This is a genomic window from Streptomyces sp. NPDC001848, assembly GCF_042891915.1.
Lineage (GTDB): Bacteria > Actinomycetota > Actinomycetes > Streptomycetales > Streptomycetaceae > Streptomyces.
On the sequence record NZ_JBIATP010000001.1, the window covers coordinates 591,079 to 617,202 of the forward strand.

At 71.4% G+C, this 26,124-nt stretch carries 19 protein-coding genes; 4 read left to right on the plus strand and 15 right to left on the minus strand.

Features of this window, described 5'->3' with window-relative positions; genetic code table 11:
- Nucleotides 1–106: 106 nt before the first annotated feature.
- Complete coding sequence (locus ACFYZJ_RS02695) at nt 107–2,992, minus strand: vitamin B12-dependent ribonucleotide reductase (protein WP_388562047.1); 2,886 nt, start codon at nt 2,990–2,992, stop codon at nt 107–109.
- 152 nt (nt 2,993–3,144) lie between these two features.
- Complete coding sequence (gene nrdR / locus ACFYZJ_RS02700) at nt 3,145–3,702, minus strand: transcriptional regulator NrdR (RefSeq protein WP_388562049.1); 558 nt, start codon at nt 3,700–3,702, stop codon at nt 3,145–3,147.
- A gap of 552 nt (nt 3,703–4,254) precedes the next feature.
- Between nrdR and lexA the strand changes: the two genes are divergently transcribed.
- On the plus strand, nt 4,255–5,034 hold the full coding sequence (gene lexA / locus ACFYZJ_RS02705) for a transcriptional repressor LexA (RefSeq protein ID WP_388562051.1): 780 nt from the start codon (nt 4,255–4,257) through the stop codon (nt 5,032–5,034).
- 164 nt (nt 5,035–5,198) lie between these two features.
- Here the strand turns inward: lexA and ACFYZJ_RS02710 are convergent, their stop codons facing one another.
- The 4 genes from ACFYZJ_RS02710 to ACFYZJ_RS02725 form a co-directional block, all read right to left on the minus strand.
- Complete coding sequence (locus ACFYZJ_RS02710; protein WP_388562053.1) at nt 5,199–7,172, minus strand: ATP-dependent DNA helicase; 1,974 nt, start codon at nt 7,170–7,172, stop codon at nt 5,199–5,201.
- A 179-nt stretch (nt 7,173–7,351) separates the two neighbouring features.
- Nucleotides 7,352–8,095, minus strand: coding sequence for a GNAT family N-acetyltransferase (locus ACFYZJ_RS02715; RefSeq protein WP_388562055.1), 744 nt, complete (start codon nt 8,093–8,095; stop codon nt 7,352–7,354).
- Between the two features lie 70 nt (nt 8,096–8,165).
- Nucleotides 8,166–10,100 carry an IucA/IucC family protein gene (locus tag ACFYZJ_RS02720; protein WP_388562057.1) on the minus strand — a complete coding sequence of 645 codons (1,935 nt, stop codon included), beginning with the start codon at nt 10,098–10,100 and terminating at the stop codon, nt 8,166–8,168.
- 169 nt (nt 10,101–10,269) lie between these two features.
- Complete coding sequence (locus tag ACFYZJ_RS02725) at nt 10,270–11,712, minus strand: diaminobutyrate--2-oxoglutarate transaminase family protein (RefSeq protein ID WP_388562216.1); 1,443 nt, start codon at nt 11,710–11,712, stop codon at nt 10,270–10,272.
- A 306-nt stretch (nt 11,713–12,018) separates the two neighbouring features.
- Between ACFYZJ_RS02725 and ACFYZJ_RS02730 the strand changes: the two genes are divergently transcribed.
- Nucleotides 12,019–13,254: a trypsin-like serine peptidase gene (locus ACFYZJ_RS02730; protein WP_388562059.1), complete on the plus strand. Its 1,236-nt coding sequence runs from the start codon at nt 12,019–12,021 to the stop codon at nt 13,252–13,254.
- 107 nt (nt 13,255–13,361) lie between these two features.
- Here the strand turns inward: ACFYZJ_RS02730 and hflX are convergent, their stop codons facing one another.
- From hflX to miaA, 6 genes are all read right to left on the minus strand, one after another.
- On the minus strand, nt 13,362–14,852 hold the full coding sequence (gene hflX, locus ACFYZJ_RS02735) for a GTPase HflX (protein WP_388562061.1): 1,491 nt from the start codon (nt 14,850–14,852) through the stop codon (nt 13,362–13,364).
- 174 nt (nt 14,853–15,026) lie between these two features.
- Nucleotides 15,027–16,529 carry a M1 family metallopeptidase gene (locus tag ACFYZJ_RS02740; RefSeq protein WP_388562063.1) on the minus strand — a complete coding sequence of 501 codons (1,503 nt, stop codon included), beginning with the start codon at nt 16,527–16,529 and terminating at the stop codon, nt 15,027–15,029.
- 380 nt (nt 16,530–16,909) lie between these two features.
- Nucleotides 16,910–19,093 carry a RelA/SpoT family protein gene (locus ACFYZJ_RS02745; RefSeq protein ID WP_388562065.1) on the minus strand — a complete coding sequence of 728 codons (2,184 nt, stop codon included), beginning with the start codon at nt 19,091–19,093 and terminating at the stop codon, nt 16,910–16,912.
- Nucleotides 19,094–19,543: 450 nt separating this feature from the next.
- Nucleotides 19,544–20,413 carry a diaminopimelate epimerase gene (gene dapF / locus ACFYZJ_RS02750; RefSeq protein WP_388562067.1) on the minus strand — a complete coding sequence of 290 codons (870 nt, stop codon included), beginning with the start codon at nt 20,411–20,413 and terminating at the stop codon, nt 19,544–19,546.
- A 57-nt stretch (nt 20,414–20,470) separates the two neighbouring features.
- Nucleotides 20,471–20,959 carry a hypothetical protein gene (locus tag ACFYZJ_RS02755; protein WP_388562218.1) on the minus strand — a complete coding sequence of 163 codons (489 nt, stop codon included), beginning with the start codon at nt 20,957–20,959 and terminating at the stop codon, nt 20,471–20,473.
- 107 nt (nt 20,960–21,066) lie between these two features.
- The gene (miaA, locus tag ACFYZJ_RS02760; protein WP_388562069.1) at nt 21,067–22,005 is read right to left on the minus strand and encodes a tRNA (adenosine(37)-N6)-dimethylallyltransferase MiaA; all 939 of its coding nucleotides are present in this window, start codon (nt 22,003–22,005) and stop codon (nt 21,067–21,069) included.
- Nucleotides 22,006–22,187: 182 nt separating this feature from the next.
- Between miaA and ACFYZJ_RS02765 the strand changes: the two genes are divergently transcribed.
- Both ACFYZJ_RS02765 and ACFYZJ_RS02770 read left to right on the plus strand, forming a co-directional pair.
- The gene (locus tag ACFYZJ_RS02765) at nt 22,188–22,454 is read left to right on the plus strand and encodes a hypothetical protein (protein ID WP_388562071.1); all 267 of its coding nucleotides are present in this window, start codon (nt 22,188–22,190) and stop codon (nt 22,452–22,454) included.
- 25 nt (nt 22,455–22,479) lie between these two features.
- On the plus strand, nt 22,480–22,761 hold the full coding sequence (locus ACFYZJ_RS02770) for an antitoxin (protein WP_388562073.1): 282 nt from the start codon (nt 22,480–22,482) through the stop codon (nt 22,759–22,761).
- Nucleotides 22,762–22,938: 177 nt separating this feature from the next.
- Here the strand turns inward: ACFYZJ_RS02770 and ACFYZJ_RS02775 are convergent, their stop codons facing one another.
- The 3 genes from ACFYZJ_RS02775 to ACFYZJ_RS02785 all read right to left on the minus strand — a co-directional run bounded on the left by ACFYZJ_RS02775 (nt 22,939) and on the right by ACFYZJ_RS02785 (nt 26,119).
- The gene (locus ACFYZJ_RS02775; RefSeq protein WP_388562075.1) at nt 22,939–23,649 is read right to left on the minus strand and encodes a class III extradiol dioxygenase subunit B-like domain-containing protein; all 711 of its coding nucleotides are present in this window, start codon (nt 23,647–23,649) and stop codon (nt 22,939–22,941) included.
- A 32-nt stretch (nt 23,650–23,681) separates the two neighbouring features.
- Entirely contained in the window at nt 23,682–25,211 is a 1,530-nt protein-coding gene (gene miaB / locus ACFYZJ_RS02780) for a tRNA (N6-isopentenyl adenosine(37)-C2)-methylthiotransferase MiaB (RefSeq protein WP_388562077.1), read from the minus strand.
- 92 nt (nt 25,212–25,303) lie between these two features.
- Nucleotides 25,304–26,119 carry a carbohydrate ABC transporter permease gene (locus ACFYZJ_RS02785; RefSeq protein WP_388562079.1) on the minus strand — a complete coding sequence of 272 codons (816 nt, stop codon included), beginning with the start codon at nt 26,117–26,119 and terminating at the stop codon, nt 25,304–25,306.
- Nucleotides 26,120–26,124 lie beyond the last annotated feature (5 nt).

Below are 26,124 nucleotides of genomic sequence, written 5' to 3' on the forward strand. Positions count from 1 at the left end.
GTACCAGGAGGCGCCCGCCGTACCAAGAGCCGCCCCCTGTCCCAGGGGCTGTCGACGCCGAAGGGCGGCACGACCGGTGGCCGTGCCGCCCTTCGGCGGGGTCAGGTCAGCTGCAGCCGCTGGTCGAGCCGCAGCCCTCGCAGATGTAGCAGGAACCCGCCCGCTGCATCTTCGTACCGCAGGAGAAGCACAGCGGCGCGTCGGCCTGGATGCCCAGCTGCATCTCCACCAGCTCGGCGCTGGTGTGCGCCTGCTTCGGGGCCGGCTGGGCCGCCGCGGACTCCGTCCTCGGCGTGGCGACCGCCTTCAGCTCCTGGGCGCGCGGGGCCGACTGGGCCAGGCCCTCGACGTCGACCTCCTCGTCGTCGATCGGCTCGTAGGAGCCGGTCTCCAGGTGGCGCTGACGCTCCTCGGCGGAGTGGATGCCGAGCGCGGAACGCGTCTCGAAGGGCAGGAAGTCCAGCGCCAGGCGGCGGAAGATGTAGTCGACGATCGACTGCGCCATCCGCACGTCCGGGTCGTCCGTCATACCGGCCGGCTCGAAGCGCATGTTGGTGAACTTCGAGACGTACGTCTCCAGCGGCACGCCGTACTGCAGGCCCACCGAGACGGCGATGGAGAAGGCGTCCATCATGCCTGCGAGGGTCGAGCCCTGCTTGGACATCTTCAGGAAGACCTCACCGAGACCGTCGTCCGGGTAGGAGTTGGCGGTCATGTAGCCCTCGGCGCCGCCGACCGTGAAGGAGGTGGTGATGCCGGGACGACCCTTCGGGAGGCGCTTGCGGACCGGGCGGTACTCGACGACCTTCTCGACCTGCGGCTCGGCGGGCGCCTCGGCCTGCTTCTCGGCGGTCTCCTTCTTCTTGGCGGACAGCGGCTGGCCGACCTTGCAGTTGTCGCGGTAGATCGCGAGTGCCTTGATGCCCATCTTCCAGGCCTCGAAGTAGATCTCCTCGACCTCCTCGACGGTCGCCGACTCCGGCATGTTGACCGTCTTGGAGATGGCGCCGGAGATCCACGGCTGGATCGCGGCCATCATGCGGACGTGGCCCATCGGGGAGATGGCACGCTCGCCCATGGCGCAGTCGAAGACCTCGTAGTGCTCGGGCTTGAGGCCCGGCGCGTCGATCACATTGCCGTGCTCGGCGATGTGGGCGACGATCGCCTCGATCTGCTCCTCCTGGTAGCCGAGGCGGCGCAGCGCCTGCGGCACGGTGCCGTTGACGATCTGCATCGAGCCGCCGCCGACCAGCTTCTTGAACTTGACCAGCGCCAGGTCGGGCTCGACACCGGTGGTGTCGCAGCCCATGGCGAGACCGATGGTGCCGGTCGGGGCGAGGACGGACGCCTGGGAGTTGCGGAATCCGTTCTTCTCGCCGAGGCGCAGGACGTCCTGCCAGGCCTCGGTGGCCGCGGCCCACACCGGGGTGTCCAGGTCGTCCATGCGGACGGCGGTGGCGTTGGCGTCGGAGTGCTGCTTCATGACGCGCAGGTGCGCCTGCTCGTTGCGGGCGTAACCGTCGTACGGGCCGACGACCGCGGCGAGCTCGGCGGAGCGGCGGTAGGCGGTGCCGGTCATCAGGGAGGTGATGGCACCGGCGAGGGCACGGCCGCCGTCGGAGTCGTAGGCGTGGCCGGTCGCCATGAGGAGGGCGCCGAGGTTGGCGTAGCCGATGCCGAGCTGGCGGAAGGCGCGGGTGTTCTCGCCGATCTTCTGGGTCGGGAAGTCCGCGAAGCAGATCGAGATGTCCATCGCGGTGATGACCAGCTCGACGACCTTCGAGAAGCGCTCGACGTCGAAGGACTGGTTGCCCTTGCCGTCGTCCTTCAGGAACTTCATCAGGTTCAGCGAGGCGAGGTTGCAGGACGTGTTGTCCAAATGCATGTACTCGCTGCACGGGTTCGAGCCGTTGATACGGCCGGACTCCGGGCACGTGTGCCAGTGGTTGATCGTGTCGTCGTACTGGATGCCAGGGTCGGCGCAGGCCCAGGCGGCCTCGGCCATCTTGCGGAACAGGGCCTTGGCGTCGACCTCCTCGATGACCTCACCGGTCATGCGGGCGCGCAGGCCGAACTTCTCGCCGTTCTCGACGGCCTTCATGAAGGTGTCGTTGACGCGGACCGAGTTGTTGGCGTTCTGGTACTGGACGGAGGTGATGTCCTCGCCGCCGAGGTCCATGTCGAAGCCCGCGTCGCGCAGCGCGCGGATCTTCTCCTCCTCCTTCACCTTGGTCTCGATGAAGTCCTCGACGTCCGGGTGGTCGACGTCCAGGATGACCATCTTGGCGGCGCGGCGGGTGGCACCGCCCGACTTGATCGTTCCTGCGGAGGCGTCGGCGCCGCGCATGAAGGAGACCGGGCCGGAGGCGTTGCCGCCGGAGGAGAGCAGTTCCTTGGAGGAACGGATGCGGGAGAGGTTCAGGCCGGCACCGGAGCCGCCCTTGAAGATCATGCCCTCTTCCTTGTACCAGTCGAGGATCGACTCCATGGAGTCGTCGACGGACAGGATGAAGCAGGCGGAGACCTGCTGGGGCTGGGTCGTGCCGACGTTGAACCAGACAGGGCTGTTGAAGCTGAAGATCTGGTGCAGGAGGGCGTACGCCAGTTCGTGCTCGAAGATCTCCGCGTCGGCGGGCGAGGCGAAGTACCTGTGGTCCTCACCGGCCTTCCGGTAGGTCTTCACGATGCGGTCGATCAGCTGCTTGAGGCTGGTCTCGCGCTGGGGGGTGCCGACGGCACCGCGGAAGTACTTGCTGGTGACGATGTTGACCGCGTTCACCGACCAGAACTCGGGGAACTCGACGCCACGCTGCTCGAAGTTCACCGAGCCGTCGCGCCAGTTGGTCATGACGACGTCACGGCGCGCCCACTCGACCTCGTCGTACGGGTGCACGCCCGGGGTCGTGTGGATGCGCTCGATGCGCAGCCCCTTGGTGGCCTTGGTGCCCTTCGCTCGGGAACCTCGTGCCGGACCGCTCGCCGTCTCTGTCATGCCGCCTCCCTGTATCAGGCAAAAACGCCCTGACGTGCCCTTTTCTTCCCAGGCACGGTGTTGTGTGTCTGCTTGTCACGCGCGTCGTACGCGGGCGCGCGTGACGGGTCTGTGTGCGCCGTCGACGGGGCCGGACCGGGCCGGCCCGCCCGTCAGTCGGCGGTGGCGGGCACGAGGGCGTCCGCCGCCCCTGTGGACCCGCGGTCGGTTCCCTGGCGCTCCGCGTCAGTGATCTCGTGGTCGTCCTCGTCCACGGCGGTGCGCTCCCGCTGCTGCCTGAGTTCCGCGATGGCGGCCTCGAAGTCCTCCAGCGAGTCGAACGCCCGGTAGACGGACGCGAACCGCAGGTAGGCGACGAGGTCGAGCTCCTGCAGGGGGCCGAGTATGGCCAGACCCACGTCATGGGTGGTCAGCTCGGCGCTCCCGGTGGCCCGCACCGCCTCCTCGACCCGCTGGCCGAGCTGGGCGAGTGCGTCCTCGGTGACAGGTCGTCCCTGGCATGCCTTGCGCACGCCGTTGATGACCTTGGTACGGCTGAAGGGCTCGGTGACTCCGGACCGCTTGACCACCATCAGCGAACAGGTCTCCACGGTCGTGAAACGACGGGAGCAGTCGGGGCACTGGCGGCGCCTGCGGATGGACGTGCCGTCGTCGGTCGTACGGCTGTCGACGACGCGGCTGTCGGGGTGCCTGCAGAAGGGGCAGTGCATGGCTCCAACCCTCCTTTTCAGCACGACGCATGGACCTCATGGGTCTCACCAGCCCCACGAAGCAGCCCCAAGCATAGGCGATCTCGGTGACCGCGAAGACCAGGGGGACCACAACTTGTGGGTCACCACTGCAATCCAACCACTAGATGTAGCGATTGGCTCGTACATTCGGTGGCGACACGCGCGTCAAGGACGGGAAGGGAGGTGCCGCACGGCCATACCCAATCGGGCCATGCGCGGATACGGTGGACGCCACATGGAGAAGCGGGGCCGTTACGCGGCCCACGGCGCGTCGGATGGCAGACTGGGCGGCGTCCGCGGCGGCCCACAAGGCCATCGCCCCGGCGGTGAAGAGTACAGCAGTGAATGCTTTCACCTCGCCCGCTCCCGGCTTCACGTGCGGGAGCCTCAGGGAGGGGCATCGGCCATACACCCCGAGACCTGATCACGTCAGGCAATTCTCGGTTTTTCACTCGAACGTGTGTTTGGCGCAACCTTTCGAAAGCAACTACCGTTGTGCTGCACGGGAGACCATCGAGAGGGGCCGACGACGTGACCACCACCGCAGACAGTGCCACCATCACTGCCCAGGACCGCCCCCAGGGCCGACTCGAGCCGGTGCATGCCATGAACGAAGCCACGAACCCCGAGGGGCCCAAGAGGTCCCTGCCCGGCCGACCTCCAGGCATCCGGGCGGACAGCTCCGGGCTGACCGAGCGGCAGCGCCGGGTGATCGAGGTCATCCGGGACTCCGTGCAGCGGCGCGGCTACCCGCCGTCGATGCGGGAGATCGGCCAGGCCGTCGGCCTCTCCAGCACCTCCTCGGTCGCACACCAGCTGATGGCACTGGAGCGCAAGGGTTTCCTGCGCCGTGACCCGCACCGTCCGCGCGCGTACGAGGTGCGCGGCTCCGACCAGGCGTCTTCCGTGCAGCCGACCGACACCGCGGGCAAGCCCGCCGCGTCGTACGTCCCCCTGGTCGGCCGGATTGCCGCCGGTGGGCCCATCCTCGCCGAGGAGTCGGTCGAGGACGTCTTCCCGCTCCCGAGGCAGCTCGTCGGCGACGGTGAGCTGTTCGTCCTGAAGGTCGTCGGCGACTCCATGATCGAGGCCGCGATCTGTGACGGCGACTGGGTCACCGTCCGCCGCCAGCCCGTCGCCGAGAACGGTGACATCGTCGCCGCGATGCTCGACGGCGAGGCGACCGTGAAGCGCTTCAAGCGCGAGGACGGCCATGTCTGGCTGCTGCCGCACAACTCCGCGTACCAGCCGATCCCCGGCGACGAGGCGACGATCCTCGGCAAGGTGGTGGCGGTACTGCGGCGGGTCTGACCCTCCGCTGCGGGCGCACGGACGCCCGCCCCCGATCCGGGCCCCGGGACCCCTGCGCCGGTTCCGGGGCCCCATGCTGTCCGCTGTGTTCGCAGGTGCACGCTGTCACCGCTTCAGCGCCCGGCCTGGACCGCCCGCCGGCGCGGTGACGCGCGCGAGCAGGACTACGCTCCCTGGGCCTTCGCCGCGGCGTCGATCGCCGCCAGGGACTTCCGGACCTGGTTGCGGTCCGTCGTGTACCAGAAGTCGGGCAGCGACGCCTTCAGATAGCCGCCGTAGCGGGCCGTGGCGAGCCGCTGGTCCAGTACGGCGACCACGCCTCTGTCCCCGGACGCCCGTACGAGCCGGCCGGCGCCCTGTGCCATCAGCAGGGCGGCGTGCGTGGCCGCAACGGCCATGAAGCCGTTGCCCCCTGCCTCCTCCACGGCCTTCTGGCGGGCGCTCATCAGCGGGTCGTCGGGGCGCGGGAAGGGGATCTTGTCCATGACGACCAGCTGGCAGCTGGGCCCGGGGACGTCGACGCCCTGCCAGAGCGACAGCGTGCCGAAGAGGCAGGTCTTCGGGTCGGCCGCGAAGTTCTTGATCAGTTCGCCGAGGGTCTCCTCGCCCTGGAGGAGGATCGGGAATTCGGGGATGCGGGTGCGCAGTTCCTCCGCGGCGAGCTGGGCGGCCCGCATCGATGAGAACAGGCCCAGGGTCCGGCCGCCGGCCGCCTGGATCAGCTCCGTCAGCTCGTCCAGCATGTCCGCGCGGTCGCCGTCCCGGGCGGGGCGTGACAGATGCTTCGCGACATACAGGATGCCCTGCTTCGGATAGTCGAACGGGGAGCCGACATCCACGCCCTTCCACTTCGGCACGTCGTCGCCCTCCGTGCCCTCGGGGGCGAGGCCCAGGGACGCCCCGACGCCGTTGAAGTCGCCGCCCAGCTTCAGCGTCGCGGAGGTGAGGACGACCGAGCGGTCCGCGAACAGCTTCTCCCTCAGCAGTCCCGACACCGACATGGGGGCGACCCGCAGGGACGCTCCGAAGCGGTCGTGGCGCTCGTACCAGACGACGTCCCACTCGGAGCCGTTGGTGATCCGCTCCGCCACATCGTGCACGCTCTCCACGGAGGCCAGCGCCTGCTTGCGGACCGCGTCCTCGTCCTGGACCGACTTGTCGCGGGTCGCGCCGATCGCGGAGATCACCGTGCGACAGGCGTCGCGCAGCGCCATGAGCGCGTAGGCGAGGTCCTCCGGGATCTCCTCCAGACGGCCCGGCAGGGCCAGCTCCATCAGCCGTTCGAAGCCCTCGGCTGCCGTCTGGAGCTGATCGGCGGCCTTCTCGTTGACGAGTTTCGCCGCGCGGCGCACCGCACGGTTGACCTGTCCGGGGGTGAGTTCGCCGGTGGCGACCCCGGTGACCCGGGAGACCAGCTCGTGGGCCTCGTCGACGATCAGCACCTCGTGCTGCGGGAGGACCGGGGCACCCTCGATGGCGTCGATCGCGAGCAGTGCGTGGTTGGTGACGACGACCTCGGCGAGCTTGGCCCGCTCACGGGCCGTCTCGGCGAAGCACTCGGCGCCGTACGCGCACTTCGAGGCGCCCAGGCACTCCCGGGACGACACCGACACCTGGGCCCAGGCTCGGTCGGAGACGCCGGGGGTGAGGTCGTCGCGGTCGCCGCTCTCCGTCTCCTGGGACCAGTCGCGCAGCCGCAGCAGGTCCTGGCCCAGCTTGCTGGTGGGCGCGGCGGCCTCGAACTGGTCGAAGAGGCCGTCCTCCTCGTCCTGCGGCACGCCCTCGTGCAGACGGTGCAGGCACAGGTAGTTCGACCTGCCCTTGAGCATGGCGAACTCCGGGCGGCGGTGAAGCAGGGGGTGCAGCGCCTCCACGGTGCGCGGCAGGTCCCGCTCGACGAGCTGCCGCTGCAGCGCCAGCGTGGCGGTCGCCACCACCACACGCTCCCCGTGCGCGAGCGTCGGCACCAGATAGCCCAGCGACTTTCCGGTGCCGGTGCCGGCCTGGACCAGCAGATGGGAGCCGTCGTCGATCGCCTCCGCGACGGCCTGGGCCATGGCCACCTGGCCGGGGCGCTCCGTGCCGCCGACGGCTGTGACGGCTGCGTGGAGGAGTTCGGGGAGTGAGGGCTTTGTCATAGCGCGACCACCCTACGGTGCGGCACTGACAAACGGGGGCTCCATCCCTCGGCGCACGGGGGGCTCACGAGTGGTGCGGGGGGTGCGTCGACACCGAATCGAGGGTGCGACCTCGTCGATGGGGGAACTGATGCCGGACCAGTCTCGTCACAGAGAGTGACAACATTGCCTGCAAGCCGCTACAGTAGGTGACGCAGGGCCCGGTCTCGGACCATCAGGGCGGCCCGCTTGTCGGGCAGGTCGACCTCGGCGGAGAACCGGAAGCCGGCGTTCAGGAACGCGGCGACGGAGGGGGTGTTGCGCAGGTCGGGTTCGGCGACGACGCGAGTGCAGGAAGGGCGCCGGTCGAGGACGAGGTCGGCGACGGAACGGAGCAGTGCGGAGCCCAGGCCGCGCCCGCGGTCGGCAACACCGCCGATGAGGAGGTGGATTCCGGTGTCGTGTGGACGAGCTGGGTAGTTACGGGCCAGGGGGTCGAGGTCCGCGCGGTAGATCTCCCAGTAGCTCATGGGGGTGCCGTCGAGCACGCCGAGGCAGGGCACGCTGCGACCGTCACCGGCGAGTTGGGCGCGCAGGTGCCGCTCGGCGACCGAGGCGTCTCCGGCGAGTTCCCAGAAGACCGCCACGGCGGGGTCGTTCATCCAGCGTGCGATCAGCGGGAGATCGCGGCCGAGTTGGACCGGCACGAGGTGGAAGACACCGACGGGGGTGGCGGTGGCGCCCCAGTCGGCGACGTGGTCGAGGAGGTCGTCGTCCGGCGGGAGGGCCGGCATGTCCGGCTGCTCCTGGACCCGGAGCGCCAGGAACTCGCTGGGCAGCCGAAGGTCGAGGGTTTCCTCGCAGTCGGGGCCGAAGTCGGGACCGGTGCCGGTGGCGGTGTCGGTGCCGGTTCCGATGTCGGTGCTCGCGTCGGTGGGAGGCACGGCGACGCTCCTCTCAGAAGGCGGGACGGGTCATGTTCCTCGGGGATCAAGGCGGTTGGTGAGGGCCGGGTCAGGGATGAAGGGGGTTGGTGATGGTGACGTAGACGGACTGGGTGTCGACCGGGCCGACGAGTTCGTCCAGGCCGTGCAGCCGGGTCAGCAGATTCGCCTTGCACCGCAGGACGGGTGAGTCGAGCAGACGGGCCGGCAGAGGTGTGCGCAGCCGGTCGGGACCGGTCGCGGCCTCGGCGAGGAAACGACGGAAGGCGGCGAGCAACAGCCGCTCGTCGGCCAGGTGCTGGGCGCCGAAGGCTCCAATGAGACCGAGCACGTTGTTGATGCCTAGGTAGTAGGCGAAGCGTTCGTCGGTGACCTCGTCGGGGACGAACGTGTCGCTGTGCTCGCCGATTCCCGGCAGCCGTGCGTCGAGTTCGGCGCGGCGGGACGCGCGGAAGTAGTAGCCCTGGTTGTCGCGGTAGCGTCCGCCCGCGGGCCAGCCCTCGGCGTCCAGCAGGAGCACGGTGTTCTGCTGGTGTGCCTCCAGGGCGATGCCGGCCTCGCTGTCCAGCCAGAGCACCGGGCGCACCATGTGGTGGAGGTAGCGCAGAAACCACTCGGTGGCGACGGCCCCGCGCGAGCGGCCGGTGCGCCCGGCGAGGCGGGTGACGATCTCGGCGAGCCGGGAGCGCATGGCGGGGCCCTGTTGTCCGTCGGGATGCGGGCGAGGCCTGGGCGAGAGGAGTCCGGCGACACAGGAGGCGTCGTCCGTCGGGCCGAAGGGGTTGTGGCGGATCACCACGTCGAGTCCGGCCACGGGGTTTCCGCCCTGGTCGTCGACGGCGACCCACGCCGGGTCGCGGACGATGTCGAAGCCGGGGTGCGCCGCGCGCCACTGCCTGCCGAGGCCGCCGCGCAGCAGGCGGTGCACCTCGACGCCCCGGTGGAGTTCCTTGCGGAGGTTCTCCCGCCGGGAGTTGGTGATGCGCAGGCCGAGCGACAGCTTGAGCATCGCGGGCACGAGCGAGCGATGGACGGTGCGGACGGAGGAGGTGGGACGCCAGCGCGCACCGTGCGGGCCGAGGTCGCGGAGCAGTCCGGCGTCCAGCAGGGCGGCTGCCTCGGTGCGGTGCCGGATCTCGCGCGCCTGCCAGGGGTGCAGCGGCAGTGCGGTGAAGCCGGCGGGCAGCGGGAGGTCCGGGCCGGCGAGCCGCTCGGTGAGCCGGTCGGCGGGCACGGGCCGGCCGCCCTCCGTCCATGCCGAGTCGGCCGCGCGCACCGAGGGCGCGACCGCGAACCAGTGCAGGGGGAAGGAGCCGCGCAGCTCGGGTGAGTAGAGCCGGGACTCGGTGTCGGAAAGGCCCTCGCGGCTCTTGGCCGTGGGGTGCAGCGGATGTCCGAGCAGCAGGGCCTGTTCGGCGGAGAGGAAGAGGTCCGCTTCGTCCGCGGGGCGCTCGCGGCGGTCGGTGAGGAAGGTGGTGGTGCGGCGTGCGGAGTCGGCGACGCGGGCCAGCAGGTCGGTGACGTGGTGCGGCACGATGCCCGGTTCCGGGGCCGGGGCGGATACGACCCCCGCCGTCTCCCGTGCCAGCAGTGCCGCCACCGTCACCGCGTCCACGGGCGGGGCCTGCTCCGGGGCGCCGGCCAGGCGGGCCGGACCGAAGCGGTGCCAGCCGGTCGGGGACCAGTAGCGGATCGGGACCAGGAGGGCCGTACCGCTGCTGAGGAGCGGGATGCGCAGGGTGCCGTCGGCGGGGGCGGTCAGGTCGTTCTCGCGGACCCAGCAGCGCAGTAGGTTCTCCACGGTCGCGGCCTGGGCCGCCGTGTGCGGGTCGGGGTGGTCCAGAGGATCGGCGGCGGTGCCGTGCGGCTCGTCGGCCTCCGGTGACGTCGCCTGCTGCGAGGGCAGCCTGCCGGGCCCCGGGGCGGGCACGGCGGCCTGCGCGTGGCCGGTGGTGCCCGGCGCTGGGGCGGGGCGGCCGTCGTCGTGTGCGGTGGTGGGGTTCAAGGGCGTACCTCTGAGGTCGTTCCGGCTCCTGCGGCGTCGGGCCGGGCGGTGCGGGTGCGGGTCCGGTGTCCCCGGGCGCCGGGGAAGGTCGTACGGGGTCGACGAAGGTCGTGCCGGGGCCGCCGGCGGTCCTCGTGCCCACGCCGGTGGGCAGGGCCGCGGGGCGGGCTCAGGGATGGGCCATCGGCCCTCCGGCCACCGCGGCCACCGCGTCCGCGAGCCGGTCCAGGACGGCGTCCGTCTGCTCGTCGCTGATCGTCAGCGGCGGCAGCAGGCGGATCACGCTCGCGTGCCGCCCGCCCAGCTCGACGATCAGGCCGCGCCGCAGGCACTCCCGCTGCACGGCGGCGGCCAGCGCGGGTGCGGCGAGGCGCGGCCCGGTGCCCCCGAGCGGGGAGGCCGGGGAGTCCGGAGGCGCCGGATCGGATGCGGACTCGGGGTTCACCAGCTCGATGCCGATCATCAGCCCCCGGCCGCGTACGTCCCCGACGCATGGGAACTCGGCGGCGAGACGGCGGAGTCGGTCCAGCATGCGGGCGCCGAGCGTCGCCGCGCGCTCGGCGAGGCGGTTCTCGCGGACATAGGCGAGCGTCGCGGTGCCGGCCGCCATGGCGAGCTGGTTGCCGCGGAACGTGCCGGCGTGGGCGCCGGGCTTCCACACGTCGAGGTCGTCGCGGTAGACGACGACAGCGAGCGGCAGGCTGCCGCCGATCGCCTTGGACAGCACCATCACATCGGGCACCACACCGCTGTGTTCGACCGCCCAGAAGCGTCCGGTGCGGCCCACGCCCGTCTGTACCTCGTCCGCGATCAGCGGGATGGCCCGGGCCTCGGTGATCCGCCGCATACGGCGCAGCCACGCGTCCGGCGCCGGGTGCACCCCGCCCTCGCCCTGGACCGGTTCGAGGATCATCCCGGCGGGCAGCGGCACCCCTGACTTGGTGTCGTCGAGGAGGGACTCCGTCCAGCGGGCGGAGAGTTCGGCGCCGCGCTCGCCGCCGACCCCGAACGGGCAGCGGTAGTCCTGGGGGAACGGCAGCCGGGTGACGCGGACTTCGCTCGCGCCGCCGGACGCCTCGAGCGCCCCCGCGGTCATGCCGTGGTAGGCGCCGGTGAAGGCCAGGATGCCCCGCCGCCCGGTGGCCGTACGCACCAGTTTCAGTGCCGCCTCGACGGCGTCCGTCCCGGCCGGTCCGCAGAACTGCACACGCGCGCGGTCGGCGAGGGCGGGCGGCAGGGTACGGAACAGCTCCGTGGTGAAGGCGTCCTTCACGGGCGTGGCCAGGTCCAGGACGTGCAGCGGGGCACCGGAGTCGAGGACCTTCCGGATCGCCTCCAGGACCACCGGGTGGTTGTGGCCGAGGGCAAGCGTGCCCGCGCCGGAGAGGCAGTCCAGGTAGCGGCGCCCGTCGGCGCCCTCGATGGTGAGCCCCCGCGCCCGCACGGGCACGATCGGCAGGGCACGCGCGTAGGTCCGGGCCGCGGACTCGCGCGCCGACTGCCGCCGCAGAATGCCTTCGTGCACCCCGCGCACACGCTCGGTTTCGCAGGCCCCCGCACGCCTGTTCTCGGCTCCCGCGCGCCCTTCCGACGCGTCCTCCACCGGCACCATCGCAGTCTCCGTCACGGTCACGACGTCAGTTCCTCCCGCTGTTCAGAGGCGATGGCCGGGGCTCGAGCCGGGACGGCAGGCCCCCGCACCTACCAACGACCCGGGCGGCGCGGGGAAGCGGGCGGGCGGAAGATCATTGCGCTGATCGCCGCCGTGACGGAACCGTTGCCGTTCCGTGGGAACTCCCGCACAGCGAGCGCATAGTGTGTGATGCCGTTCAGCGGAAGTGGATGATCATCCTTTGGGTACCGTCCTCCCAGGCGGTACCCACTGCCCGACACCGTTCCTTCCAGGGGGAGTTCCAGCATGCGACCGATACGACCGCTCTTCGCCGTCCGCTCGGAAGGCGGTGCCCGCCGCAGAACCTCCCCCGTGCCGGCGGCGGTCGGTCTCGCCACGGCGCTTGCGCTGACCGCGACCGCGTGCGACTCGGGCGGCGGCGGCGCCACCCACGCGGGGGCGAGCGCCTCCGCGCCCTCCGCGCCCTCCGTCGGCGACGGCAAGATCAAGATCCCGGACGACATCAAGCAGAAGCTCAAGCAGCACGGGATCGACATCGACAAGTGGAAGAACGGCGCCTGGAAGAACTGGAACAGGAACGACTGGCTGCGCGAGGCCGACGATTTCATCAACCCGATCATCAAGGGTCTGTGGAACCCGGACCGGATGCGCAAGGCCAATGACCCGGCCAAGAAGGTGGACCCGAACGACCTCTCGGGCGACCAGGGCGTCACGGACCCGACTCCGGCACCGGTGAAGGCGCAGGCGGTACCGGCCGCGTACCACGACAACGCGCCCACGGCGGGCAAGGTGTTCTTCGACTCCCCCAAGGGCACGATGGTCTGTTCGGGAACCGTGGTGGAGGACCCGGCCCACCCTGGCAAGTCCAACCTGGTATGGACGGCGGGCCACTGCGTGCACGCGGGCAGGGACGGCGGCTGGTACCGCAACATCGCCTTCGTGCCGTCGTACAACAACTCCGGTAAAAGTGCGGCCGAGTTGAAGAACGCGACGCGGCAGGAGGTCGCCCCGTACGGGGTCTGGTGGGGTGACTGGGCACAGACCTCCCCGCAGTGGATCGAGCAGGGTGGCGAGACGGGCGGCCAGGGCGCGTCGTACGACTTCGCCGTCATCCATGTGACGCCGGAGCAGGGCAACGGCGGCAAGTCCCTGGAGGAGACCGTCGGTTCGGCCCTCCCGGTGAACTTCGACGCACCGGCCGTTCCGAAGGTCGACGGCATCACCGCGACCGGCTATCCGGCCGCGCCTCCGTACGACGGCCAGACCCTGTACCGGTGCCAGGACAAGCCGGGCCGGCTGTCGCTCGGGCGGACGGACCCGACGATGTACCGCATCGGCTGCACCATGACGGGTGGTGCGTCCGGCGGCGGCTGGGTGGAGACGGGCGCGGACGGCAAGCCCGCCCTGGTCTCCAACACCTCGATCGGCCCGGTGACATCGGGCTGGCTGGCCGGGCCGCGACTGGGCGCGGTGGCCAAGGGCGTCTACGAGGGGGTCAGTAGGAAGTTCGCGAACCAGTGACGCGGCCCGCCTCGCCGTCATTCGTCCCCGAACGCCCGTGAACAGCGAAGCCCGCTCCCTGTCGCAGGGAGCGGGCTTCGAACCGTTGCGCCGTGGAAGCCGTGGGATCAGAGCGCGGAAGCCGGCACGTACGGCGCCAGCTCCGCCGCCAGTTCCTCGTGCACCCGAGCCTTGAGCACGGTGCCCTCCGGGGTGTGCTCCTCGGAGATCACCTCGCCCTCGGAGTGGGCGCGCGCGACCAGCCGGCCGTGGGTGTAGGGCACCAGGGCCTCGATCTCCACCGACGGCCTCGGCAGCTCGTTGTCGATCAGCGCGAGCAGTTCCTCGATGCCCTGGCCGGTGCGGGCCGAGACCGCGATGGCGCGCTTCTCGATCCGCAGCAGCCGCTGGAGCACCAGCGGGTCCGCCGCGTCCGCCTTGTTGATCACGACGATCTCGGGTACGTCGGTGGCGCCGACGTCCGTGATCACCTCACGCACGGCGGCCAGCTGCTCCTCCGGGTTCGGGTGCGAACCGTCGACCACGTGCAGGATCAGGTCGGAGTCGCCGACCTCCTCCATCGTGGAGCGGAACGCCTCGACCAGGTGGTGCGGCAGGTGCCGTACGAAGCCGACGGTGTCCGCCAGCGTGTACAGCCGCCCGCTCGGGGTCTGGGCCCGGCGCACGGTCGGGTCGAGGGTCGCGAACAGCGCGTTCTCGACCAGGACGCCGGCACCGGTGAGGCGGTTGAGCAGGGAGGACTTGCCGGCGTTGGTGTAGCCCGCGATGGCGACCGAGGGCACCTTGTGGCGCCTGCGCTCCTGGCGCTTGATCTCGCGGCCGGTCTTCATCTCCGCGATCTCCCGGCGCATCTTCGCCATCTTCTCGCGGATCCGCCGCCGGTCCGTCTCGATCTTGGTCTCACCGGGGCCACGGGTCGCCAGGCCGCCGCTGCCACCGCCCATCTGCCGGGACAGCGACTGACCCCAGCCGCGCAGCCTGGGCAGCATGTACTGCATCTGCGCGAGCGCGACCTGCGCCTTGCCCTCGCGGGACTTCGCGTGCTGGGCGAAGATGTCCAGGATCAGGGCCGTACGGTCGATGACCTTGACCTTGACGACGTCCTCGAGGTGGATCAGCTGGGCCGGGCTCAGCTCACCGTCGCAGATGACGGTGTCGGCGCCCGTCTCGAGGACGATGTCGCGCAGCTCGGCCGCCTTGCCGGAGCCGATGTAAGTGGCCGCGTCGGGCGTGTCACGGCGCTGGATCACACCGTCGAGCACGAGTGCGCCCGCGGTCTCCGCCAGGGCGGCCAGCTCGGCGAGGGAGTTCTCCGCGTCCTGCACGGTCCCCGACGTCCACACCCCGACGAGCACCACGCGCTCCAGGCGCAGCTGCCGGTACTCGACCTCGGTGACGTCCTCGAGCTCGGTGGACAGGCCCGCGACACGGCGCAGCGCCGCACGCTCGGAGCGGTCGAACTGGTCGCCGTCCCGCTCTCCGTCGATCTCGTGGCTCCAGGCGACGTCCTCTTCCATCAGGGCATCGGCCCGAAGACCTTCGGGGTAGGCGTGCGCGAGGCGCTTGGTGTCCTGGGAAGGGGAAGAAGAGGAGGTCATTGGGTCCTTACGTCGATGGGAATCCGGTTGCGATGACGGGGTGCCGGCCCTGCGGGCCGGTCACAGAACTCGTCACCGGTGACAACGCTCGAGTGCCCCGGGAGATTCCCGGTCACCCGCCCCACTGGGCCGCGCCGCCGACCTGATGATGGTCCCACGGCACGGCCCGTCCCGTCATCCGACTTGTTCGGTGCCTTTGGCGCTGTCGACGGGGTCGCTCTTCCAGTCCGGGTGGCCCGGCATCGGCGGGGTCTTCTCGCCGTGGAGCCAGTCCCTGAAGAAGGGGCCCAGGTCGCGTCCGGCGGTGTCGGAGGCCAGTCGTTCGAAGTCGGCCGTGCTCGCCGTGGAGTCGTGGTGCAGGGCCACCCAGGCCCGCTCCAGGCGCTGGAAGGCGGGGGCGCCGATCTTCTGGCGCAGGGCGTACAGCATCAGGGCGGCTCCGTCGTAGACACTGGGCCGGAAGAGACTGATCTTCCGGCCGGGCTCCGGGAGCTTGGGCTCGGCGGGCGGGCCGCCCGAGGCGCGCCACCCGTCGGAGAGGGCGTATGCCGCCTTCATGCGCGCTTCCAGGGACTGGTGCCCCGTCTCGTCCGCGTACAGGGCCTCGTACCAGGTGGCGTGTCCCTCGTTGAGCCACACGTCGGACCAGGTGCGCGGGCTGACGCTGTCACCGAACCACTGGTGGGACAGCTCGTGCACCATGATCGACTCGACGTACCACGTGGGGTAGGCGTGCTCGGTGAACACGTGTTCCTCGAAGAGCGACAGCGTCTGCGTCTCGAGTTCGAAGCCGGTCCTGGCCTGGGTGATCAACAGCCCGTAGGTCTCGAACGGGTACGGGCCGACCTTCTTCTCCAGCCACGCGATCTGGTCGGGTGTCTTCTCCAGCCAGGGTTCGAGCTGTGCCTGGTCCTTGGCCGGGACCACGTCGCGGACCGGAAGGCCGTGGGGTCCCTGGCGGTGCAGGACGGCGGTGCGGCCGATGGACACCTGGGTGAGTTCCGTGGCCATGGGGTGCTGGGTGCGGTAGGTCCAGGTGGTCGTCCTTCCGCTGCGCCGGGTGCTCACCGGCACACCGTTCGCCACGGCCGTGTAGTCGTCCGGCGTGGTCACGTGGATGGTGAACATCGCCTTGTCGGAGGGGTGGTCGTTGCACGGGAAGACCAGGTGGGCGACGTCGGCCTGGTTGGCCATGGCGAGCCCGTCGTCGGTGCGCACCCAGCCGCCCTGCCGGTCCTTGTCGGAGACGGGGTCGCTGGTGTGCCGCACGGTGATGCGCAGCAGGCTGCCCGCGGGGAGCGGGGCGGCCGGCGTGATCACCAGGTCCTCCCCCGCTTCGGTGAAGTCCGCGGGCGCGCCGTTGACGTCGACGGACTCGACCGTGCCGTGCGCGAAGTCGAGGTTGACGCGCTCCAGCCGCTGGGTGGTGCGGGCGTCGATGGTGGTGACGGCGGCGAGCGGCTTGCTGTTGTCGCCGGTGTAGGTGAAGGAGAGGTCGTACGACCGGACGTCGTATCCGGGGTTGCCGAGCGTCGGGTAGAGCCGGTCGCCGATGCCGAGGGGGACGGCGGGCGAGGGGGCGCTCGCGGCGATCAGACAGCCGGAGACGGCACAGGCGAGCAGGGCCGCCTGGGCACGGCGGACACGTGGCGTGACGGAACGAAGGCTGAGCGGCATGGACCACCGCTATCAGCGCGCACCCCCCGGACGTGTCCGACGCGCATCGGTCCCACCCGAACGGGTTCAGCCCGGGGAGGGCTGACCGGGCGGGGCCGCCTGGTGGGGTGCGGCGGCGGCCGTACGCGCAGAGGCCGGGCGGTGGCCGTACGGAGACGCCGAGAGGGCCGACCGGGCGGAGCCGCCTGGTGGGGTGCGGCGGCGGCCGTACGCGCAGAGGCCGGGCGGTGGCCGTACGGAGACGCCGAGGGGCGGCTGCACGAGGGGGCACGGCCGGCGGTTCGTACGGGGGCGACGGCCGACGGGCGGTACGGGGGCCACGGCCGACGGGCAGTACGGGGCGATGCCGGTCGGTCGGACAGGCGGCCCCTGTGGCAGCGTCAGTGCGCGGTTGTCGCCGGATGCTGGGCTCTGCTGACGTCGTACACGCCCGGCACGTTCCGCATCGCTCGCATCAGGGCCGGAAGATGGGACGCGTCCGGGAGCTGGAGTGTGTACGTGTGGCGTACGCGCTGCTGGCTCGGGGGTTCGACCGTGGCCGAGACGATGGCGACGCCTTCCAGGGCGATGGCCTCGGTGAGGTCCGCCAGCAGGTGCGGGCGGCCGAAGGACTCCGCGACGAGCGTGACCCGGCACTCGGTGGTGTCCCCCCAGCGCACGCCGACCTCCTCGCGCCCGGCGCTCTTCATGCGCTCCACCCCGGCGCACTCGACGCGGTGCACGGTCACCACGCCCCCGCGCACGGCGAAGCCGGTGACCTCGTCCGGTGGCACGGGCGTGCAGCAGCCCGCGAGGCGCACGGAGGCCCCGGGCAGGTCCACGACGGCGTTGGCGGCGCGCGCGCCGGGTGCGTCCGTGGAGGGGCGCGCCGGCAGCGCGGGTGGGCGGGCGGCGGTCCCGAGGTCGCCGGCGTGCGCGCCGGCGCCGTCCAGCGAGTCCCGTGCGCCCGGCGCCGACACGCCACCCGATGGCTCGGCGGGCACCGGATGCGCCGCCAGCCATCGCTGGATCGCGATCCGCGCGGCGGGCGTGTGCGCGTGCTCCAGCCACTCCCGGGACGGCTCCGAGGCCGGGTCCTGGCCCATGAGGAGCTGCACGGTGTCGCCGTCCTTCAGGACCGTGCTCAGCGTCGCCAGCCGGCCGTTGACCCGGGCTCCGATACAGGCGTGCGCGTCCTCCCCGTACTGCGCGTACGCCGCGTCCACGCAACTGGCGCCCTCCGGAAGCCCCAGTGTGCCCCCGTCGGGGCGGAACACGGTGATCTCCCGGTCCTGGGCGAGGTCCTCGCGCAGCGACGACCAGAACGTGTCGGTGTCCGGCGCCGCCTGCTGCCACTGGAGCAGCCGGGAGAGCCAGCCCGGCCGGGTGGGGTCCTCGCGCTCACCGTCGGCCGGGGCGTCGGAGGCGGGGGCGTAGGGGTTGCCGAGCGCGATCACTCCGGCCTCGGCCACCTTGTGCATCTGGTGGGTGCGGATGAGGACTTCGGCGACCTCGCCGTCCTCCCGCGCGACCGCGGTGTGCAGCGACTGGTACAGGTTGAACTTGGGGACGGCGATGAAGTCCTTGAACTCCGAGACCACCGGGGTCAGGCAGGTGTGCAGTTCGCCGAGGACCGCGTAGCAGTCGGCGTCCTCGTTCACGAGCACCAGCAGGCGACCGAAGTCCGCTCCGCGCAGCCGGCCCCGCTTGCGGGAGACGCGGTGGACGGAGACGAAGTGCCGTGGCCGGATGAGCACTTCGGCCGGGATCCCGGCCTCGCGCAGCACCGTGCGCACCTGGTCGGCCGTCTCGGCGAGCGGATCGTCGCCGTGCGCCGCGTTCTCGGCGATGAGTTCCCTGGTGTGCTCGTACTCCTCAGGGTGCAGAACCGCGAAGACGAGGTCCTCCAGTTCGGTCTTGAGCGCCTGGACACCGAGGCGTTCGGCGAGCGGGATCAGCACGTCCCGGGTGACCCGCGCGATGCGTTCCTGTTTCTCCCGGCGCATCACGCCGAGGGTGCGCATGTTGTGCAGCCGGTCGGCGAGTTTGATCGACATCACGCGGACGTCGTTGCCGGCGGCGACGAGCATCTTGCGGAAGGTCTCCGGCTCGGCGGCGGCGCCGTAGTCGACCTTCTCCAGTTTGGTGACGCCGTCGACGAGATAGCGCACCTCCTCGCCGAACTGCTCGCGCACCTGTTCGAGCGTCACATCGGTGTCCTCGACGGTGTCGTGGAGGAGGGAGGCCGTCAAGGTCGTGGTCTCGGCGCCCAGTTCGGCCAGGATCAGGGTCACGGCGAGGGGGTGTGTGATGTACGGCTCGCCGCTCTTGCGCATCTGTCCCCGGTGCGAGGACTCGGCCAACAGGTAGGCACGGCGCAGCGGTTCGAGGTCGGCGTCGGGGTGGTGGGCGCGGTGGGCCTCGACGACGTGGCCGATCGCGTCGGGCAGCCGGTCGCGGGTGGCGGGGCCGAGCAGTGCGGCCCGGCCCAGCCGGCGCAGGTCGAGCCGGGCGCGGCTCTTCCTTCGGTGGGCCCCGGGCGTTGCAGGGGCGGGGTCGGCAGGGTTCGTGGCCTCCGCACTCATTGGGCACCTCCGGCTGCGTTGACCGGCGGACGGGGTGCCTGCTGGCGTTCGCGGCGCAGGGGCTCGCGACGGTCCCCCGTCCCGGCCGGTGCTTGATGCTATCGAGCCCACCACGCCCGCCCGACCGGCTCTCGCCGAGCGTGAAACGGATCACCCATTCGAGCGATGTTCTGAAGGTTTACGCGTTTCAGTCAGGGGAACCCGCCCGGCCGTCGATTCACACCTTCCCGGCGGTCGGGGGCTGCGGATCTGAGCACCGGAAGCGGCCAGGTCTGCGATCCGGAGCCGTACGGCGGCACGGTCCAGCACGCTTTTCGGCCACCATGCGGTGCACAGCGTCACCGCCCGCGTGCCGCGCCGTGCTTCGGCGCGCCGCCCGTTACGCCCCCTTGAGGGGCAGCGCGGCGGCTCCGGTGAAGGGCAGCGCCGGGGCTGCGGTTCGCGGGCGCGTCAGCGGGCCACGGTCCGGAGCCACTCGGCGTCGATCTCGCCCTCGGCGACGATCACCGCCGGGCCGGTCATCTCGATCTCGCCGTCCGGGCGCTCGGTGATCACCAGGGTGCCGCCCGGGACGTCCACGGTGTACGTCACGGGGGTGCCCGTCACGGCCGGGTCGGCGCCGTCGCGGCGGGCCGCGGCGACGGCCACCGCGCACGCGCCGGTGCCGCACGAGCGGGTCTCCCCGGAGCCGCGTTCGTGGACGCGCATCGCGACGTGGCGAGGAGCGCGGTCGACCACGAACTCGACGTTCACCCCGTCCGGGTAGGCGGAGGCCGGACTGAACGGGGGCGGGGTGTACAGGTTCCCCGCGTGCGCGAGGTCGTCGACGAAGGCGACCGCGTGCGGGTTGCCCATGTTCACGTTGCGCGCGGGCCAGCTGCGCTCGCCGACACGCACGGTGACGTCCCCGGCGGGCAGCACGGCACGGCCCATGCCGACGGTGACATCGCCGTTCTTCGCGATGTGGACGGTCTTGACGCCCCCGCGCGTGGCGACCGCGAGATCACCCTCGCTCACATGACCGGCGCGCTGGAGGTAGCGCGCGAACACACGTACGCCGTTGCCGCACATCTCCGCGATCGAGCCGTCACTGTTGCGGTAGTCCATGAACCACTCCGCCTCCCCGGCCATCTCCTCGGCCTCGGGGTGCGCGGCGGAGCGCACGACGTGCAGCAGGCCGTCGCCTCCGATGCCCGCGCGGCGGTCGCACAGGGCGGCGACGGCGGCCGGGGGCAGGTCGATGACGTTCTCGGGGTCCGGGACGATCACGAAGTCGTTCTCCGTGCCGTGACCCTTGAGGAAGGCGATCCGCGTGCTCATTCCTCGATCGTACGGGGTCGGTACGACAGCGGCGTGCGGCCAGGGTGCCCAGGGAGCTCAGCGCAGCCGGGCCACGCGCCACACGGCCAGGACGACGACCGCGACGACCACCACGGCGTACGCGAGGACGACACGCCAGTCCGGGCGCCGTCCGGAGCCGCGCTGCGGCAGGCCGGGCCAGGTGTAACCGACGCGGCGCGCGGCCATCATGCCCCAGCCGGCCGCGCACGAGCAGATCAGCAGGCCGAGCATGGCGACCACGGCGCCGCCGTCGCCGAACTCGAACGCCAGCGGGAAGGCGAACATCAGGGAGCCGACCGCGGCCAGCCCCACGATGGGGGCGAGCTGCCAGATGCGCAGCCGACGCTGCGGGCGCAGCTCGACCTCGACCTCGGGCCCGGTGGACAACTCGTCCACCTCCGGCCCGTCGGCGGTCACACCGCCCGGGGGCTGCTCGTCGGGACCGTCGGAACTGAGCCTTGGGTCCTCGTCCTGCGCGGTCCCGTGCTGCGCGCCTTGTGCGGTGTCGCGAGGGCCGGCCTCCATCGCCACGCGCCCTCCCAACTCGGACTCACTTGGTCGATCGAAGCTCGATGATGGCATGCCAGATGAGGCCCGGATGACGGCCGGAGCGTCCCGATGCCATCACGTGATCAGGCTGTAACCGGTCGTTCGACCAACGCCAGCGCGAGCTGCGGAAGTTCCCCGAGGTCGTCCGCAGCGCCACTGAGCCAGTGCACGCGCGGGTCACGGCGGAACCAGGAATCCTGACGGCGCGCGAAGCGCTTGGTGGCGCGAATGGTCTCGGCGCGCGCCTCTTCCAGCGTGCACTCCCCTGCGAGCGCCGCGAGCACCTGCTGGTATCCGAGCGCGCGCGACGCCGTGCGCCCCTCGCGCAGGCCCTGCGCCTCCAGCACCCGCACCTCCTCCACGAGCCCCGCCTCCCACATCCGGTCCACCCGGCGCGCGATGCGCTCGTCCAGCTCCGGTCGGCTGACGTCGACGCCGATCTGGACGGTGTCGTAGACCGAGTCGTGGCCCGGGAGGTTGGCGGTGAAGGGCCGGCCGGTGATCTCGATGACCTCCAGGGCCCGGACGATGCGGCGGCCGTTGCTGGGCAGGATCGCCTGCGCGGCCTCCGGGTCGGCGGCGGCCAGGCGCGCGTGCAGCGCTCCCGAGCCGCGCAGCGCCAGCTCCTCCTCCAGCCGGGCGCGCACCTCGGGGTCGGTGCCGGGGAACTCCAGGTTGTCGACCGCGCCGCGCACGTACAGTCCCGAGCCGCCCACCAGGATGGGCCAGCGGCCCTCGGCGAGCAGCGCGTCGATGCGGGCGCGGGCGAGGCGCTGGTACTCGGCGACGGACGCCGTGACCGTCACGTCCCAGATGTCCAGCAGGTGGTGCGGAACACCGCCGCGTTCTTCGGGCGTCAGCTTGGCGGTGCCGATGTCCATCCCCCGGTACAGCTGCATGGAGTCGGCGTTGACGACCTCCCCACCGAGCTGCTGGGCCAGGAACACTCCCAGATCGGACTTTCCGGCCGCGGTCGGTCCGACGACGGCGATGACCCGCGGCGCGGGGGCTGCACTACTCACCGCAACAGTCTCGCAAACCTCCGCACCCCGCCTCGAACGAGTTACGTGACGCCCCGAGTGGGAGGTCGTTGCCTGTTGCGAGGTTCCGGTCACCGGTTCGAGAACGGGTGACCCGGGGCGACGCAATGGGACGCACCGGGCTACGCGGTATTTCGCCCGCACGAGTAACGTATGGAGTGGATATGGGTGTTTTTGCACGGCTTCTCCGGTGGTCGAGGACGACGGAGGAGGACCGGTCGGCCGAGGCTGAGACCGCACAGGCGGCGGAGGGCGCCGACGCGGGGGCGACGGACGTGAAAGGCTCGGGCGCGACCGAGGCCGGGGAGCAGCCGGAGGCCGCGCCGGAGGAGGACGCGGAGGCCGCCGCCGACGACGGAGTCGGGATCCCGAAGCAGCAGTCCGCCGACAAGGCCGCCGACAGCGAGGCCGACGAAGGCGCCCGTACGTAACCCCTTGAGCCAGGGAAGGTGGACCATGGGCCTCGTGGACAACCTGAAAGCCAAGGTCTCGAGCCTCGCGCAGCAGCATGAGGAGAAGGTCGACCGCGGCCTCGACAAGGCCGCGAAGGTGATCGACGAGCGGACCAAGGGCAAGTACAGCGACAAGATCCACACGGGCACGGACAAGGCGAAGCACGCGGTGGAGCGCCTCGCCCACCAGGACACCGGCCCGTCGACCGGCGAAGCGCCGAACACCGGTCCGTCGACCGGCGAAGCGGCGCCCCCCGAGACACCACAGCCGCCTCCGGCCTCCTGACCACGCACCGACAACGCGTCACCGATCGGCGGACGGCCGCGGGGCCATGGCCTCCCGGCCGTCCGCCGTGTCCGGCACCATGGCGTCCCGCCCCTCCGCCGGGTCGCGGCACCACGACGGCAGGGCACGCGGCCCCGCGCCCGCCCGCGCTCAGCGGGGACCCGCTGTGCGCGGCGACTACGACCAGGCGGCCACCACGTAGCCCACCCCGTACGGCGCCTCGTCGTACAGCAGGCTGCCGGACAGGCACGCACCTTCCGCCGCGCCCGCGAGGATCTGCCAGGGGGCCCGGCCGCAGGCCTTCAGTTCCTGGGCCAGGGCCGGGTCAAGGGAGTTCAGGGCCGGCAGGTCGGCCGCACCCAGTGCCCGCGCGACCTCCGCGTCGAAGCCGGCCGCGCGCTCGTCCAGGTAGCCCGGAGCCTTCACCGAGCGGCACGCGCTGGCGTCGCCCATGATCAGCAGGGCCATCCGCTCGGCCCGTCCGGCGAGCCCGGCTCCGAGCTCGGCGCACCGCTCGGGGGCCAGAAGTTCCGGCACTGCCAGCCCCTCCACGGGCGCGTCGGCCCAGCGCGTGCGCTCCAGCAGCCACGCGGCGACCGCGAGCGACCGCGGAAGCTCACGCTCCTCGCCCGTGCCGCCCGCACCCAGCCGGACGTCGAGGTCCACGCCGAAGCCCCGGAACGACCCCGGCGCACCCTCGGCGTAGCTGCCCTCCCGGCCCTCCTCCGCGGGCCCGACGACCACCAGCCGGTCGGGGCGCGCGGCGGCGAGCACGCCCAGCGCGTCCTCGCACGCGGCACGGGCGCCGTCCAGCTCGGGCGCCGCACCCGCGGCGACCTCGGGCACGAGCAGGGGCGGACAGGGACAGACGGCGGCGGCGACAAGCATGATCCGCAGCGTAACCGGAGCGAACGCCGGCGTCAGTCGCAGCCGCAGGCGCCGGCGGTGGCCATGGGCAGCGGCTCGGGCACGCCGACCTTCGGCAGGCCCAGCATCACACCGGCCGGCTTGGCGGCCTGAGCGGCGTTGCGCTTCTCCCACACGTCGCCCGCCCGCGTACGGCGCACGTCCAGGACGGGTCCCTCGGCGAGGAGGTGGTGCGGGGCGGCGTACGTCACCTCGACCGTCACCACGTCACCCGGGCGCACCTCCTGCTCGGGCTTGGTGAAGTGGACGAGGCGGTTGTCGGGGGCGCGGCCGGACAGCCGGTGGGTGGCGCCGTCCTTGCGGCCCTCGCCCTCGGCGACCATCAGCTCCAGGGTGCGGCCGACCTGCTTCTTGTTCTCCTCCCAGGAGATCTCCTCCTGGAGGGCGACGAGCCGCTCGTAGCGCGCCTGGACGACCTCCTTGGGGATCTGGTTCTCCATGGTGGCGGCCGGGGTGCCGGGCCGCTTGGAGTACTGGAACGTGAACGCCTGCGCGAACCGCGCCTCGCGCACCACGTGCAGCGTCTGCTCGAAGTCCTCCTCGGTCTCCCCGGGGAAGCCGACGATGATGTCGGTGGTGATCGCGGCGTGCGGGATGGCGGCCCGCACCTTCTCGATGATCCCCAGGTAGCGCTCCTGCCGGTAGGACCGGCGCATCGCCTTGAGCACGGCGTCCGAGCCGGACTGCAGCGGCATGTGCAGCTGCGGCATCACGTTCGGCGTCTCGGCCATGGCGGCGATGACGTCGTCGGTGAAGTCACGGGGATGCGGGGACGTGAACCGCACCCGCTCCAGGCCCTCGATCGTCCCGCAGGCGCGCAGCAGCTTGCTGAACGCCTCGCGGTCGCCGATGTCGGAGCCGTAGGCGTTGACGTTCTGCCCGAGCAGCGTGATCTCGGAGACGCCCTCGGCGACCAGGGCCTCGACCTCGGCGAGGATGTCGCCGGGCCGACGGTCCTTCTCCTTGCCGCGCAGCGCCGGGACGATGCAGAAGGTGCAGGTGTTGTTGCAGCCGACGGAGATCGACACCCAGGCCGCGTACGCGCTCTCGCGCCGGGTCGGCAGGGTCGACGGGAAGGCCTCCAGCGACTCGGCGATCTCGACCTGTGCCTCCTGCTGCACGCGGGCGCGCTCCAGCAGGACGGGCAGCTTGCCGATGTTGTGCGTGCCGAAGACGACGTCCACCCAGGGCGCCTTCTTCACGATGGTGTCGCGGTCCTTCTGCGCCAGACAGCCGCCGACGGCGATCTGCATCCCGGGCCGGACGGCCTTCTTCGGCGCGAGGCGGCCGAGGTTGCCGTAGAGCCGGTTGTCGGCGTTCTCCCGCACGGCGCAGGTGTTGAAGACGACCACGTCCGCATCCCCGTCCGAGCCCTCGGGCGCGCGCACGTACCCGGCCTCTTCGAGCAGCCCGGCCAATCGCTCGGAATCGTGGACGTTCATCTGGCACCCGTAGGTGCGGATCTCGTAGCTCTTGGGTGCGTGAACGTCCACTGCGGGGCTCCGGTCGCTGCTGCTGGTCATGGAACAAGGGTAGGCGGTACTCGAAGAGCCCCGTCCCGGCGATGGGCCGCGGCGCACCGCCCCGGCGGACCGGACGGGGACGGGACCGCCCCTCACTTCAGGGCGCCGCTGGTGGCACCGGCGGTGACGTGGCGCTGGGCGATGACGAGCAGCACCGCCGCCGGGGCGGACGCCAGCACGGCGGTGGCCATGATGGCGTTCCACTGGTTCGTGTGCGCGCCGATGTACTCGTAGATGCCGAGGGTGACCGGCCGCACGGTCTGGGTGGTGGTCAGCGTCAGGGCGAAGAGGAAGTCGCTCCAGGCGAAGAGGAAGGTGAAGAGCGCGGCGGTGATCAGCGCGTTCGCGCTCAGCGGCAGGACCACGGAGCGGAAGGTCCGCAGCCGCCCGGCGCCGTCCACGCGCGCGGCCTCGATGATCTCTCTGGGAATGCTCTGCATGAACGAACGCAGGATGATGATCGCGAAGGGGACCCCGGCAGTGGAGTCGGCGAGGATCAGTCCGAGGGCGGAGTTGAGGAGTCCCAGGTCGTTGTAGGCGTTGTAGAGCGCGTTGGCCACGACGATGCCCGGCACCATCTGTGTGATCAGGACACCGAAGAGCACCGGGTTGACTCCCCGGACGGGGAGGTGGGCCAGCGCGTAGGCGGCCGGCGCGGCGAGCAGGAGGCTGAACGCGACGCTGCCGAGGGCCACGACGACACTGGTGACCAGGTTGCGACCCTGGTCGCGCAGTGCCGTGGCATAACCGCTGAAGTCCGGGTGGAGGGGAAACCAGCCACCCAGCCGTGCGTCGCCCGCCGGCTGCAGGGAGGCGTTCACCATCCAGTAGACGGGAAACAGCATCACCGCGAGCAGGACGATCCCGACGATCGTGGACGTCAGGCCACGGCTCGGTGCGCGCTTCACGGAAC

Excerpts from the sequence above, each read along its gene's own strand:
- ACFYZJ_RS02770 (WP_388562073.1), top strand. The coding sequence starts at position 22,480 with ATGGGCCTCGTGGACAACCTGAAAGCCAAGGTCTCGAGCCTCGCGCAG.
- ACFYZJ_RS02775 (WP_388562075.1), bottom strand. The coding sequence starts at position 23,649 with ATGCTTGTCGCCGCCGCCGTCTGTCCCTGTCCGCCCCTGCTCGTGCCC.
- dapF (WP_388562067.1), bottom strand. The coding sequence starts at position 20,413 with ATGAGCACGCGGATCGCCTTCCTCAAGGGTCACGGCACGGAGAACGAC.
- ACFYZJ_RS02725 (WP_388562216.1), bottom strand. The coding sequence starts at position 11,712 with ATGGTGCCGGTGGAGGACGCGTCGGAAGGGCGCGCGGGAGCCGAGAAC.
- ACFYZJ_RS02745 (WP_388562065.1), bottom strand. The coding sequence starts at position 19,093 with ATGAGTGCGGAGGCCACGAACCCTGCCGACCCCGCCCCTGCAACGCCC.
- ACFYZJ_RS02740 (WP_388562063.1), bottom strand. The coding sequence starts at position 16,529 with ATGCCGCTCAGCCTTCGTTCCGTCACGCCACGTGTCCGCCGTGCCCAG.
- ACFYZJ_RS02730 (WP_388562059.1), top strand. The coding sequence starts at position 12,019 with ATGCGACCGATACGACCGCTCTTCGCCGTCCGCTCGGAAGGCGGTGCC.
- nrdR (WP_388562049.1), bottom strand. The coding sequence starts at position 3,702 with ATGCACTGCCCCTTCTGCAGGCACCCCGACAGCCGCGTCGTCGACAGC.
- ACFYZJ_RS02765 (WP_388562071.1), top strand. The coding sequence starts at position 22,188 with ATGGGTGTTTTTGCACGGCTTCTCCGGTGGTCGAGGACGACGGAGGAG.
- miaB (WP_388562077.1), bottom strand. The coding sequence starts at position 25,211 with ATGACCAGCAGCAGCGACCGGAGCCCCGCAGTGGACGTTCACGCACCC.
- ACFYZJ_RS02755 (WP_388562218.1), bottom strand. The coding sequence starts at position 20,959 with ATGGAGGCCGGCCCTCGCGACACCGCACAAGGCGCGCAGCACGGGACC.
- ACFYZJ_RS02695 (WP_388562047.1), bottom strand. The coding sequence starts at position 2,992 with ATGACAGAGACGGCGAGCGGTCCGGCACGAGGTTCCCGAGCGAAGGGC.
- ACFYZJ_RS02710 (WP_388562053.1), bottom strand. The coding sequence starts at position 7,172 with ATGACAAAGCCCTCACTCCCCGAACTCCTCCACGCAGCCGTCACAGCC.
- hflX (WP_388562061.1), bottom strand. The coding sequence starts at position 14,852 with ATGACCTCCTCTTCTTCCCCTTCCCAGGACACCAAGCGCCTCGCGCAC.